11 protein-coding genes are annotated in these 13,528 nt (G+C 60.3%); 6 read left to right on the top strand and 5 right to left on the bottom strand.

Annotation, left to right across the window (positions count from 1 at the left end):
• Positions 1 to 14: 14 nt before the first annotated feature.
• The 5 genes from accC to gcbA all read right to left on the bottom strand — a co-directional run bounded on the left by accC (position 15) and on the right by gcbA (position 6,267).
• On the bottom strand, positions 15 to 1,373 hold the full coding sequence (accC, locus tag ACZZ0B_RS22975; RefSeq protein WP_102899385.1) for an acetyl-CoA carboxylase biotin carboxylase subunit: 1,359 nt from the start codon (positions 1,371 to 1,373) through the stop codon (positions 15 to 17).
• 17 nt (positions 1,374 to 1,390) lie between these two features.
• Positions 1,391 to 1,849: an acetyl-CoA carboxylase biotin carboxyl carrier protein gene (gene accB / locus ACZZ0B_RS22970; RefSeq protein WP_008078186.1), complete on the bottom strand. Its 459-nt coding sequence runs from the start codon at positions 1,847 to 1,849 to the stop codon at positions 1,391 to 1,393.
• Between the two features lie 48 nt (positions 1,850 to 1,897).
• Positions 1,898 to 2,350, bottom strand: coding sequence for a type II 3-dehydroquinate dehydratase (gene aroQ, locus ACZZ0B_RS22965; RefSeq protein ID WP_008078187.1), 453 nt, complete (start codon positions 2,348 to 2,350; stop codon positions 1,898 to 1,900).
• 248 nt (positions 2,351 to 2,598) lie between these two features.
• Positions 2,599 to 3,642 (bottom strand): methyl-accepting chemotaxis protein, encoded by a 1,044-nt coding sequence (locus ACZZ0B_RS22960; protein WP_463546958.1) that lies wholly within the window; start codon positions 3,640 to 3,642, stop codon positions 2,599 to 2,601.
• Positions 3,643 to 4,596: 954 nt separating this feature from the next.
• Positions 4,597 to 6,267: a diguanylate cyclase GcbA gene (gcbA, locus tag ACZZ0B_RS22955; RefSeq protein ID WP_463546306.1), complete on the bottom strand. Its 1,671-nt coding sequence runs from the start codon at positions 6,265 to 6,267 to the stop codon at positions 4,597 to 4,599.
• 436 nt (positions 6,268 to 6,703) lie between these two features.
• Between gcbA and ACZZ0B_RS22950 the strand changes: the two genes are divergently transcribed.
• The 6 genes from ACZZ0B_RS22950 to ACZZ0B_RS22925 all read left to right on the top strand — a co-directional run bounded on the left by ACZZ0B_RS22950 (position 6,704) and on the right by ACZZ0B_RS22925 (position 13,515).
• The gene (locus ACZZ0B_RS22950; RefSeq protein WP_008078193.1) at positions 6,704 to 7,771 is read left to right on the top strand and encodes a DUF2333 family protein; all 1,068 of its coding nucleotides are present in this window, start codon (positions 6,704 to 6,706) and stop codon (positions 7,769 to 7,771) included.
• A gap of 3 nt (positions 7,772 to 7,774) precedes the next feature.
• Positions 7,775 to 8,332 carry an NUDIX hydrolase gene (locus tag ACZZ0B_RS22945; RefSeq protein ID WP_008078197.1) on the top strand — a complete coding sequence of 186 codons (558 nt, stop codon included), beginning with the start codon at positions 7,775 to 7,777 and terminating at the stop codon, positions 8,330 to 8,332.
• Positions 8,333 to 8,640: 308 nt separating this feature from the next.
• Positions 8,641 to 9,012, top strand: a complete 372-nt coding sequence (locus ACZZ0B_RS22940) for a translation initiation factor Sui1 (protein WP_007914613.1) — start codon at positions 8,641 to 8,643, stop codon at positions 9,010 to 9,012.
• A gap of 219 nt (positions 9,013 to 9,231) precedes the next feature.
• Complete coding sequence (speA, locus tag ACZZ0B_RS22935; RefSeq protein WP_463546305.1) at positions 9,232 to 11,145, top strand: arginine decarboxylase; 1,914 nt, start codon at positions 9,232 to 9,234, stop codon at positions 11,143 to 11,145.
• A gap of 232 nt (positions 11,146 to 11,377) precedes the next feature.
• The gene (locus tag ACZZ0B_RS22930) at positions 11,378 to 12,724 is read left to right on the top strand and encodes a contractile injection system protein, VgrG/Pvc8 family (protein ID WP_463546304.1); all 1,347 of its coding nucleotides are present in this window, start codon (positions 11,378 to 11,380) and stop codon (positions 12,722 to 12,724) included.
• Positions 12,721 to 13,515, top strand: coding sequence for a DUF4123 domain-containing protein (locus ACZZ0B_RS22925; protein WP_463546303.1), 795 nt, complete (start codon positions 12,721 to 12,723; stop codon positions 13,513 to 13,515). Before ACZZ0B_RS22930 ends, ACZZ0B_RS22925 begins: the two co-directional genes overlap by 4 nt.
• Positions 13,516 to 13,528: the final 13 nt, after the last annotated feature.

The following is a 13,528-nucleotide window of genomic DNA, read 5'->3' as shown; positions in this document are numbered from 1 at the left end:
GTGCGGGCCGAAGCTTAGTGCTTCTCGCCAGCCAGCTTGTGCTCGAGGTAGTGAATGTTCACACCACCCTTGCAGAAGCCTTCATCACGAACCAGATCGCGGTGCAGCGGGATGTTGGTCTTGATCCCGTCAACCACGATTTCGTCCAGGGCATTGCGCATGCGTGCCATGGCTTCGTCGCGGGTCGCGCCGTAAGTGATCAGTTTGCCGATCAGCGAGTCGTAGTTCGGCGGAACGGCATAGCCACTGTACAGGTGCGAATCGACGCGAACGCCGTTGCCGCCTGGAGCGTGGAAATGCTTGACCGTGCCCGGGCTCGGCATGAAGGTTTTCGGGTCTTCAGCGTTGATCCGGCATTCCAGCGAGTGACCGCGGATAACCACATCATCCTGAGTGAACGACAGCTTGTTGCCAGCGGCGATGCTGAGCATCTCCTTGACGATGTCGATACCGGTGACCATTTCCGAAACCGGGTGCTCCACCTGAACACGGGTGTTCATTTCGATGAAGTAGAAACGACCGTTCTCGTACAGGAACTCGAAAGTACCCGCGCCGCGGTAGCCGATGTCGATGCACGCCTTGACGCAGCGAGCCAGTACTTCCTCGCGCGCTTTCTCGTCGATGCCCGGTGCCGGCGCTTCTTCGAGAACTTTCTGGTGACGACGTTGCAGCGAGCAATCGCGGTCGCCCAGGTGGATCGCATGACCCTGGCCGTCGGACAGCACCTGAACTTCGACGTGACGCGGGTTGGTGAGGAATTTTTCCAGATAGACCATCGGGTTGCCGAACGCCGCGCCAGCTTCGGTGCGGGTCAGTTTGGCGAAGGCGATCAGGTCTTCTTCCTTGTGCACCACACGCATGCCGCGACCACCACCGCCGCCAGCGGCTTTGATGATCACCGGGTAGCCGACTTCACGACCAATGCGCAGCGCCGTTTCTTCGTCTTCCGGCAGTGGGCCGTCGGAGCCTGGAACGGTAGGAACGCCCGCTTCGATCATCGCGTGCTTGGCCGATACCTTGTCGCCCATCAGGCGAATGGTGTCGGCTTTCGGGCCGATGAACGCGAAGCCGGAGTTCTCGACCTGCTCGGCGAAATCAGCGTTTTCCGCGAGGAAACCGTAGCCTGGGTGAATGGCGGTAGCGCCAGTCACTTCGGCGGCCGCGATGATGGCCGGGATGTGCAGGTAGGACTGAGCGGCAGACGCCGGGCCGATGCAGACGGATTCGTCTGCCAGGCCCAGGTGCATCAGCTCTTTGTCGGCCTTGGAGTAAACGGCGACGGTCTTGATGCCCATCTCTTTGCAGGCACGCAGAATCCGCAGGGCGATCTCACCGCGGTTCGCGATCAGAACTTTTTCCAACTTCGCAGTCATCAAAGGCTCTCCGCAGTTCAAACGATGGTGAACAGCGGTTGGTCGTACTCAACCGGCTGGCCGTCTTCGACGAGGATGGACTCGATCACACCGCTGGTTTCAGCTTCGATGTGGTTCATCATCTTCATGGCTTCGACGATGCACAGAGTGTCGCCTTTCTTCACGGTCTGGCCGACTTCAACGAAGGCTGGCGAGGCTGGCGAAGATTTACGGTAGAAGGTGCCGACCATCGGCGAACGGGCAACAGTGCCGTTCAGCGCTGGCGCAGCAGCGGCAACCGGGGCTGCAGCAGCTACCGGAGCAGCAACAGGTGCGGCAGCCGGCGCTTGCATCGGGGCCGGCGCGTAGTACTGCTGAGCCGGGGTCTTGCTGTGACGGCTGATGCGTACGGACTCTTCGCCTTCCTTGATCTCGAGCTCGTCGATGCCGGACTCTTCCAGCAATTCGATCAATTTCTTAACTTTACGGATATCCATGAATCATCAACTCCCAAGGGTCGGTCAGGGGCGCTTAACGCTTGTATTTCAAGTCGTTGCCGGTGTTTCAAGCTGTTCTAGTGCAGCCTCCAGGGCCAGTCGGTAACCGCTGGCGCCAAGGCCGCAGATCACTCCCACCGCTACGTCGGAGAAGTAAGAGTGATGGCGGAAAGGTTCGCGTTTGTGCACGTTGGACAAATGCACTTCGATGAATGGGATGCTCACTCCCAGCAACGCGTCACGTAATGCGACACTTGTGTGTGTAAAAGCTGCTGGATTGATCAGAATGAAATCCACACCTTCGCCGCGCGCGGCGTGGATGCGGTCGATCAATTCGTACTCGGCATTACTTTGCAGATAGAGCAGATGATGGCCGGCTTCACGGGCGCGGCGCTCCAGATCCTGATTGATCTGCGCCAGGGTCGTAGAACCGTAAGTACCGGGTTCGCGGGTGCCGAGCAGGTTCAGGTTGGGGCCGTGCAGCACCAGAAGGGTTGCCATCTGCGTTGTCCTTGTTATGGGTGAGCAAAGTTCAGAACCCGGCGACTATGCCGCAAAGACTTTGTGACTGTCCAGTTCTATGCAATAGCCAGCACGATGGCCGATGTTTGCGCAAAATATGTGACCGAGTGATTAGATCCGGTCATTTGCGGTAATCCCTGTAGGAGCTGCCGAAGGCTGCGATCTGTTGATTTTTAGAAGCAAGATCAAAAGATCGCAGCCTTCGGCAGCTCCTACAGGGATTTTCGTCAGACGCGAAAGGCCTGTACGGCTGTATGCAGTTGGCCGCCAAGTACCAGCAAGTTCTCGCCTTGTTCGCGCCCGCGACCGATCCGCAGCAGATTATCCCCACCCAACTGATGAATCCGCTCGCTGTGGTTGCGAATCTCGCTAACTGCGCCACTTTGTTGCGCCGTAACGTCGGCAATGCGGATGGCCGTGTCGGAAATGGTCTGGATCGCACCGACAATTTTATCCAGCGCGCCATCCGCCGCCTGCGCCTGATTGGCCGTGGCTTCGGCGTGTTCGACCTGTGCGCGCATGCCTTCGACCGATTGCCGCGCCGCCGTTTGCAGTCCGGCAATCAGCGTCTGAATTTCCGCCGTAGCCCCGGCAGTGCGCTGCGCCAGTGAGCGTACTTCCTCGGCGACCACAGCAAAACCACGACCCATTTCCCCAGCCCGCGCCGCTTCAATCGCCGCGTTGAGGGCCAGCAGATTGGTCTGGTCGGCAATCGAGCGAATCACCGTCAACACACCACCGATGGTCGCTGACTCCTCAGCCAGATGCTCGATCATCTGCGCATTGCCTTGCACTTCACCGACCAAGGCATGCAGTCCGGTCAGGCTCTGGCCGATCACGGTTTGGCCATGTTCGACGGCCAGTCCGGCATGACGGCTGGCGTCTGCGGCCTGCTGCGCGTCACCGGCCACTTGCTGAATGGTCGCTTCCAGTTCACCGAGGGAATCGCGGATCAGCGCGGTATCGCCGGCCTGATGTTCGGCGCCGCTGTGCAGATCGTTACTCAGTTCGGCGAGGGTGCGACTGCTGCCCGCGACTTGTTCAGCATTGCCACGAATGGTGCCGACCAGGTCCACCAGATAGGCGCGCAAGCGATTGAGCGAAGCCTCGATGTCGTGCAGTTCACGGTTGGTCTTACCCAAATGAATGTCGCGGCTGAAGTCGCCCTCGGCCCAGGTTGAAAGCGCCGGGGCGAGATTGGTCAGGGTGCGCGAGAGCCGCCGCTGCAAGGTATCGATCAGCAACGCGATCAGCAGAATCAAGCCGATCATCACACCTTGCATCAGGCGTACTTCGCCTTGAATTTGCCCGTGTTGCGCACGCACCACCGGTTCCAGGCCGGCGATGGCCTGCTGCACAGCGGTGATTTTCTGGTGGGTGGCGGTACTGAGCTCGGTGCGTTTCTGGATCTGCTCCCGGGTACGCGCCAGCTCCGCCGGATAGCGCCCGAGCAGGCTGTTGAGTTCACGTTTGAGGCCGACACCGGCATCTTCGGCGACAGTTTTTTCGCTGCTTTCGATGCCCATCATCGCGGCGAAATCGTCGCTGCCAGATTCGTTGTTGGCGACGACGCCGAGCAAGGGCAGGGCATCGATTGCTTGAGCCTGGGAGCGGATATTAGTGACTTCGCGCTCAACGTCGGCGGCCAGTTCACTGCGCCCGCTGCTGACCAGTTTGTCCCGTGCCAGCGACAGTTTGCCCAGGTGCTGCGAAGCGGCGAGCAGCGGCGTCAGATAAGCCGCATTGCCATTGGCGTAGGTGCTGAGTTGATCGAGACTGGCGCTCAGTTCACGTTCGGCCTGCAACAACAAGGCTTGCGGGTCACCGGCCAGTTTGCCGGCAGCGAGCAGGTCGGTTTTGCTGAATTCTTCCAGGCCAGTCAGGCTCGGACGCAGGGTGTCGGCCAGCGCTGGCGGTAATTCATTCAGTTCTGTCTGCAGGCCGGCGATGGCTTGGCTGGCGGCGCTCAGGCGCAAGGCATCACCGCTGGCGAGGTAATCCTCGACGTTGCGCGCCACGTCATTCTGAAATTGCTGCGACAACCCCAGATACCGCTCCATCAACAGATACGGGCGTTCGAGGGCTTTTTGCGACCACCACAACGTGGCGCCGAGTGCGAGGCACACGGCGACCAGCAGCAGCGTATTGAGATTGGTGAGCAACTTCAGGCGCATGACGGCTACCAACGGCAGAAATGGTAAGCGCCTGAATTTATTGCGGTTCTGTTACAGGGTTATGACCGATTCGGCGGAATCCGATGAAAAAGTGGCACTTTGCTTTGATTCGCGCGCGGTCTGCACACGATTGCGCCCGGCACCCTTGGCACGGTACAGCACCTCATCGGCCTGGCTGGCCATCATCAGGCTGTCGCAATCGTCATGCATCTCCACCACGCCGGCGCTGAAGGTGCACCACAAATCCTGCGGTTGCGCCGGGTAATGGATCTCGGCGAAGCGCTGACGGATTTCGTCGAGCACTTTGTGCGCAGCTTCCATATCGGTGTCGGGCATGACGATGGCGAACTCTTCACCGCCGTAGCGGCCGATGAAGTCGGTCTTGCGCAAGCGCTGTTTAAGGAACAGTGCGAGGCTCTTGATCACGCGGTCGCCCATTGGGTGGCCGTGGCTGTCGTTGACCCGTTTGAAGTGGTCGATGTCGAGCATGGCAAAGCTCAGCGGCTTGTTCTCGCGGCGGGCGCGGAACGAGCAGTCTTCGAGCAATTGCAGAATGTGTGTGTGGTTGTACAAACCGGTGAGGCTGTCGCGGACCATTCGCGCTTTCAGATTGCGCGCGCGGGCGGCGCGGTTGCGCACGGTAGTGATCAGATGGCGCGGCTTGATCGGTTTGGTCAGGAAGTCGTCGCCGCCCTCGCTCATCGCGTCGAGCTGCTTGTCCAGATCGTCCTCGGCCGACAGATAGATGATCGGCACGCTGACATAACGGTCGTTGTGGCGGATCACCTTGGCCAGTTCGGTGCCGGTGCAGGCCGGCATGTACATGTCGAGAATGATCAGGTCAGGCTGGAAATCCGCCAGTTCGGCCATCGCCTGAATCGGTTCGATCAAAGTGCGGGTGACGATGCCGGCGCTGTTGAGCAGGCGCTCGGTGTGCAGGGCCTGTGCGCGCGAATCGTCGATGATCAGCACTTTGTAAGGTTCGTACTGGGCGACGCAGGTGAGGACTTCGATCTTTTCCAGCAGGCTCGACGCTTCGAGGGTGCCGGTGAGGAACTCCTGGCCACCGGCGCGTACGGCGGCGAGACGGGTCGGGGTGTCGGTTTCATGCAGGCTGAAGAACAGCAACGGCAGCGGTTCATCCAGACCGACCTGGGCTTCGGCGGCGAGCTTCAGGCCGACACCGGTACCGCTGAAATCCACGTCCATGACGATCGCCGCGGGCAAGCGCTCGACCATCGAGGAGCGAAACGCGGAAACGCTGTCCAGCGCCTGCGCGCTCAACCCGAAGAATTCCAGTTGTTTGGCCAGACGCTCGGCACGGTCGTGATCCTGCAGCATCACGTAAATCGGTTTGCGCAGCGGCGGCAGGAACGTCTGGTCGAGTTGATCGCCATGGCGCAGGCCGGTGCGCGACAAGCGCTGCATCAAGCGATTGAGGTCGGTGATCAGGCCGCTGCTGAGGCGGCCGCGATTGGCGTCCACCGCTTCCAGCGACTGGCTGATGTGGTGCGCGAGTTGCGTGTGTTCCGGCTGTTCGAAACGCTCGGCAAAACGCAGCAGGCGCAAGTTCGCCTCGCTCAATTCGGCGAGGTCGACGGTGGACCATTCACTGCGTTGCAGGCGCTGCCATATCTCAAGAATCTGACGTGCCTGATGAATTACCCGCTGGGCAAAGTGGTGCTTGAGACGCTCACGGCTGGGGTCTTCTGGCTCGGTCATATCCTGACTACTAGTTAGGCTGCATGCTGAGATCGACTGGTGGCTCTATGCTAGCACCTCTTTTCCCTTAGACGAGTGTCGTACATCAATAATCTGCAGTACGACACAATTCAGTTTCTGACCGAAGAGTCCTGTTTTCGACCTGTTCGTCGACGAAGTCCCCGCTAACCGGGCGTATTCCCGGTCAGGTGCTTAACTCAGGGTGATTTCTCGCGGGCTTTCGTATCCATGCGCTGAATGAGCGTTTGGCGGATTTTCCAAGGTCCGCATCAGCCCGGATACACATGGCGGCCTCAGGGATTCCCCTAGTTCTGATCGATACGTCATTCGCCCACATCATTTGCGGCTTATCTTTGCCGGCGGGTGCCCGGCCTTGGCACGTTGTTGTATGGTTGTGGTCGAACCGTTGAACCCAAGTGATTGAAAGGATATCGCCATGCTGGACTGGAAAAACCGCGCGGGCAGCGCGCCTGAACGTGCCGCTGAACCCAAGTCGGCCACCCGCAGCTACGTTGGCGGGCTGTTGTTCAGCCGCGCACTGGCCACCTTGATCGGCATTTACCTGCTGGTGACCATTGGCCTCGGCTGGTACTGGAGCCAGGAGCCCGCGCTGTTTCCGGTGGCGCAAAATGCCCAGGCGGCAGCCGAGAAAGAAGGCAAAAAAATGGTGGTCGGCTACACCACGGTGGAAACCCTGAAGACTGTCGCCGGCACCTTGCTCGACAAGCCGGGCGGTTATATTTCCAACGATCGTTTTCCGCCTGGCCTGTGGATGGACAACACGCCAAGCTGGGAATACGGCGTGCTGGTCCAGGTCCGCGACCTGACGCGCGCCCTGCGCAAAGACTTCGCCCGCTCGCAATCGCAGTCGGCTGAAGATGCCGATCTGGCCAAGGCCGAGCCGCGCTTCAACTTCGACAACAAGAGCTGGATCCTGCCGTCCAGCGAGTCGGAATATCAGGAAGGCATCAATTCCCTGAGCCGCTATCAGGCACGTCTGTCTGACCCTACCCAGAAAAACGCCCTGTTCTATGCGCGCGCCGATAACCTCAACAACTGGCTGGGCGATGTCGGCACTCGTCTTGGTTCGCTGTCGCAACGGCTGTCGGCCAGCGTTGGCCGGGTCAAGCTCAACACGGCGCTGAAAACCGAGGTTCCGGCGGTCGGCGAAGTGCCGCAGGTTGACGAAGAAGTTGTCGAGACACCGTGGATGCAGATCGACAACGTGTTCTACGAAGCACGCGGTCAGGCGTGGGCGCTGTCGCATTTGCTGCGCGCGATTGAAGTCGACTTCGCCGATGTTTTGGCGAAGAAGAACGCCACGGTCAGCGTGCGTCAGATCATCCGTGAGCTGGAAGCCTCGCAGGAACCGGTCTGGAGCCCGATGATTCTTAACGGCAGCGGCTTCGGCGTCTTGGCCAACCACTCGTTGGTCATGGCCAACTATATTTCCCGTGCCAACGCCGCTGTGATCGATCTGCGTCAACTGCTCAATCAGGGATGAGTCATGTCCGATAGCGTGAAAGAAGCGGCGCACCGTGCCGCTTCGGATGCCGAACAGATCGCCTGGGTCGACGAGCAGGACAACCTGCTCGGCGCGCTGGTGCGTTCCGAGCTGCGCGAGCGCGGGCTGATCGGGCGGGGCACTTACATCATGCTGTTCAATTCCGCCGGTGAGCTTTGCGTGCATCGGCGCACCTTGAGCAAGGCGATTTATCCCGGTTACTGGGACGTCGCGGCGGGCGGCATGGTGCAGGCCGACGAAACCTACGCCGAGTCGGCGGCCCGTGAGCTGGAAGAGGAGTTGGGCGTGAGCGGCGTGGAACTCACGGCGCACGACCATTTCTTTTTCGAAGACACCGGTAACCGGCTCTGGTGTTCGGCGTTTTCCGCCGTGTGGGACGGCCCGCTGATCCTGCAACCGGAAGAAGTGCTGGAAGCGCGCTTTATTCCGGTCGGGCAGGTGATGCAGGAAATCCAGCAAAAGCCCTACTGCCCGGACTCCTTGGCCGCTTTGAAGCGCTATCTGAAGGCGCAGCAAAGCGACGTCGCAAAGAACACATAAATTGGCGCCGATTGGCACTTAGCAATCGGGATTTTTGCCGTTACACTGCGCGACCTTTTTTCAAACTGCACCGGATAGTTTGAGGTTGGCCTGCTGACCCACTGTAGGAGCTGCCGAAGGCTGCGATCTTTTGATCTTGTTTTTCAAGAGCAGGATCAAAAGATCGCAGCCTTCGGCAGCTCCTACATGTCAGCAGTCCATGATCGATATTCTGGTGCAGTAGCGCTGCCCCTGCCTGAGTGGGGCTTCGCGGTCGCTGACCTTGCCCAAGGTTGCGATCAGTCTTTGTCCTCCCAAGAGGATTGCCGGTGGCCAAAAAAGCCGCATCCTTCGCCGCCCTTGGTGGCCTGGTATTTTCCACCGACGCAGGTCGTCATTGCCCGGAATGCAGTAAGCCGGTGGACGCCTGTATCTGCAAACAAACCGTGATCCCGGCAGGCGACGGCATTGCCCGCGTGCGACGCGAGAGCAAAGGCCGTGGCGGCAAGACGGTGACCACCATCACCGGCGTGCCCCTGGCCGAAGACGCGCTCAAAGAGTTGGCGACAACGTTGAAGAAACGTTGCGGCACTGGCGGGGCGTTGAAAGACGGCATCATCGAAATCCAGGGCGATCATGTCGAGCTACTCTTGGCTGAGCTGATCAAGCACGGTTTCAAAGCGAAGAAGTCCGGCGGCTAGCAGCCTCTGTGAAATCCATCTGCGGCTTGATCCGGCGCTGAAATACTTCAGATCCGGCGTCGTCTCCATGGTTTTCACAGAGCCTGTTCATGACCGGTTTCTAAACTCCACGCGGTCAGCGCGGTCTACCGCCGCGCTGACGAATCGTCATTTTCATTCTTTAGACTGCGCCGGCCTGCAATCAGGCGACGCACTATGACTTCTTTATAGGGGACTTCGATGTCCGTACGACGCACACGTAAAGACGATGGCAGCCAATGGACAGTTGCGGACAGCCGCAGTGTTTACGGGATTCGCCATTGGGGGGCCGGGTATTTCGCGATCAATGAAGCCGGTCGCGTCGAAGTTCGTCCGAACGGCCCGAAAAGTTCGCCTATCGACCTGTTCGAGCAAGTCGACCAACTGCGCAAAAGCGGTTTGTCCTTGCCGTTGCTGGTTCGTTTCCCTGACATCCTGCAAGACCGTGTCCGCCAGTTGACCGGCGCCTTCGATGCGAACATCGAGCGCCTGGAATACCAGAGCAAGTACACCGCGCTGTACCCGATCAAGGTTAACCAGCAAGAAGCGGTGATCGAGAACATCATCGCCACCCAGGACGTCTCCATCGGTCTGGAAGCCGGCTCCAAGCCTGAGCTGCTGGCCGTGCTGGCGCTGGCGCCGAAGGGCGGCACCATCGTCTGCAACGGTTACAAGGACCGCGAGTTCATTCGTCTGGCGCTGATGGGCCAGAAGCTTGGCCACAACGTGTTCATCGTCATCGAGAAAGAATCCGAAGTCGCCCTGGTGATCGAAGAAGCCGCCTCGCTGAAGGTCAAGCCACAGGTTGGCCTGCGCGTGCGCCTGTCGTCGCTGGCGTCGTCGAAGTGGGCGGACACCGGTGGCGAGAAATCCAAATTCGGTCTGTCGGCAGCACAGTTGCTGTCGGTGGTCGAGCGCTTCCGCGCGGCTGGCCTGGATCAAGGCATTCGCCTGCTGCACTTCCACATGGGTTCGCAGATTGCCAACCTGGCTGACTATCAGCACGGTTTCAAGGAAGCGATTCGTTACTACGGCGAACTGCGCAACCTCGGTCTGCCGGTCGATCACATCGACGTCGGTGGCGGTCTGGGTGTCGACTACGACGGCACGCACTCGCGTAACGCCAGTTCGATCAACTACGACATGGACGATTACGCCGGTGTCGTGGTCGGCATGCTCAAGGAATTCTGCGACGCGCAGGCCCTGCCGCATCCGCACATCTTCTCCGAGAGCGGCCGTTCGCTGACGGCGCACCACGCCATGCTGGTGGTGCAGGTGACCGACGTCGAGAAACACAACGACGAAATCCCGCAGATCGAAAACAAGGAAGCGCTGCCGGAAACCGTGCAGTGGCTGGTTGACCTGCTCGGCCCGACCGACATCGAAATGGTCACCGAAACCTACTGGCGCGCGACTCACTACATGAGCGACGTGGCCGCGCAGTACGCCGACGGCAAACTGACTCTGGCTGAAAAAGCCCTGGCCGAGCAGTGCTACTTCGCGGTGTGCCGTCGCCTGCACAACTCGCTGAAAGCCCGTCAGCGTTCGCACCGCCAAGTGCTCGACGAGCTCAACGACAAGCTGGCCGACAAGTACATCTGCAACTTCTCGGTGTTCCAGAGCCTGCCGGACACCTGGGCAATCGATCAGGTCCTGCCGATCATCCCGCTGCACCGTCTCGACGAAGAGCCGCTGCGCCGCGCCGTGCTGCAGGATCTGACCTGTGATTCCGACGGCAAGATCAACCAGTACGTCGACGAGCAGAGCATCGAAACCAGCCTGCCGGTACACGGTTTGAACGAAGGCGAAGACTACCTGCTGGGCGTGTTCCTGGTCGGCGCCTATCAGGAAATCCTTGGCGACATGCACAACCTGTTCGGTGACACCGACTCGGTGAACATCTACCAGAACGCCGATGGCAGCGTGTACCACGCCGGCATCGAGACCCACGACACCATCGAAGACATGCTGCGTTACGTGCACTTGTCGCCGGAAGAACTGATGACCCACTACCGCGACAAGTGCGCCAGTGCGCGCATCAGTGCCAGCGAGCGCACGCAGTTCCTCGATGCCTTGCGTCTGGGCCTGACCCGTTCCTCCTACCTGTCTTCCTGACATCGGCTGTGATCTCGCCGGGTTGTCTGAATTTTTCCCACACGCTGTGGAAAATTCGGATAACCCGGTGGGATATCTCCTAAATTCCCTGCCAAATCCTCGCTTATCCCTGCCCGCAAACTCATTTGGTCTGCTTTTCTCGTAGGTCATTTCCTAAGTTGTACTTCGGCACTCTACTCGGCCATGGCTCTCGGCGAGAATCCCCGGCCGCCCCTCCTGTAGAGATCCGCCTATGTTTGATCCAGTCAACGAGCCGATGTTTCGTCTCGATGTAGCGGGCTTGTCCGACGCCTTCGAAGTGCTGGCGTTTTCCGGTAGCGAGGCCCTCAGCGAGCCGTTCGCCTTCGACATCGATGTGTTGGTCGAGGATGCGCAACTGGATCTCGCTGGCTTGTTGCACCGTTCGGTGTTTTTGCAGTTCGGCGCCGCGTGCAACGGCGTTCACGGGCTATTGCACAGTGTTGTCCAGCACGAGCACGGCCAGGGTTCGAGGCTGTGCCGGGTGCGGCTTGGCCCGAGGCTGAACTGCCTGGACCTGCGTTTCAGTCAGCGGGTGTTCAGTGCCTGTTCGATACCGCACATTCTCGCGCAGGTGCTCAAGGAGCACGGGATCGTCGGTGCCCAGCGACGCTTTGAGTTGGCGGGTGACTATCCGGCGCTGGCTTTCTGCACTCAGTACCGGGAATCGGATCTGCAATGGCTGCAGCGCTTGTGTGCGCAAGCCGGCATCCATTATCACTTCGAGCATCGACGCGACGGTCATTGCCTGGTGTTCGGCGACGATGTCGCGCGCCTGCCGCGCGCAGGGGCGGCGCGTTTTGCTGGCGCGGCGGAGAACGAGGCGCCAGCGGTCCGCCGATGGCGCCTGCAGGATGTCTGGTCGCCCGATGCCCACGGCGCGCCAGTTGCGCAAATGGCCGAGGGCGAAACCGATGTGCCGAGCCTGCGCAGTGGACGCTGGCTGCCGCTGGCGGGGCATCCGTTTGCCGAATGCAATCGCCAGTGGCTGTTGTCGCGGGTTGAACACCATGCTGATCTTTCGCAGGATCCGCCGTATGGCAACCGGGTTTTCGCCACCCTTAATAACCCATCGCGTGTCCCCGACATCCAACCCGTCAAGCCGCGGATGCACAGCCTGCAACGCGCCTGGGTGGTGGAAGTGGATGAGCCTCGTCCCGACTGCTCGCGGCCGGTGGCGGTGCAATTCGACTGGCTGTATCAGGGCGAAGGCGCCGCCGCCAGCCACTGTTGGCTGCCGTTGGCGCCAGCACTGGCCGACAAGGCATTGCCGTGGTTGCGTGAAGGGGTCGAGGTGGTGGTGAGTTTTCTTGAGGGTGATCCGGATCAACCGGTGATCAGTGGCGTGCTGCAGGCGCCGCTTGCCGATGAAGAAAAACCGCAGGAACCGGCCCCGCTGCCGGAGCATTTGCACAGTGAAGGCTTGCCGCAACTGTTGAAGAGCGCGCAACCGCTGGTGCTGTTGTGCCTGATGCCTGGCGGTGGCAGCTACAACCATTGTCGGCAGTCGGTTTGCAGCTGTCGGCTGGTCAGTGCGCTTGATCAGAGCGGTCGCGGATGAGCGCCGTAGCGCTCGACCCGATGTCGTCATGGTTGTTGCTGGATGTCCAGGAGTCGCCACAGGCGCTGAAGGTGTTGCGGCAGGCATTCGCCGGGCTCAAGTATTTCTGGCTGTTCGACAGCACCGAGTTTCAGGCCGTGCGTGAGCAAGGGCCGTTGCTGATCGAATTGCAGGACAGCGAAGCGCTGCAAGCGTTATGTCTGCGCGACCCACAGCTCTGGCGCGGCCTATTGCTGGAGAGCGCCGCTTCGACACCAGCGCTGCTTGCGCATTTGCGGCGCATGCTCACCGTTTCCTTCGGCCTGCACCATCGCGCCATGCTCGGCTATTACAACCGGCAGACTGCCAGTTACTTCTTCGATGCCTGTGATGCCCGTGAGTTGAGCCGCTGGCTCGGGCCGATCGACCAGTTGCGCTGGTTCGGCGGCACGTGGGCAGACCGGGCGATCGGCAGTCAGGGCTGGCAGCAACTGCGTAACCCAGGCCTGGCGGTGGCGCCGCTGGCCGTTGAGGAAAGCCTCTCGGCGCGGCAACGCGAGCGTCTGCAAAGCTGTCTGCTTGAGCAGCACATCTGGCGCTGGTGCCAATCAATGGGAACCGATTACGCAACGCTGTCCTCCCATGTTCAGCAGGGGCTGGCGCTGGGTTTCAGCGATCGTGACGTGCTCGATGGCTGGCTGTGGCTACGCTTGCTGCATCCGCGGGCTGTGCTGGTGCCGCCGCCAGCGGGGCTGACCCAGCAGGCAGGGCTCGATCATGTGCGCCGCCAATGGCAGAACGATCAACCGTGAAACAGAGGTTCGG

The organism is Pseudomonas sp. AC247, from assembly GCF_979258015.1.
Note: the sequence above shows the minus strand (reverse complement) of the source record. Positions and strands in the feature narration are given on the sequence as shown.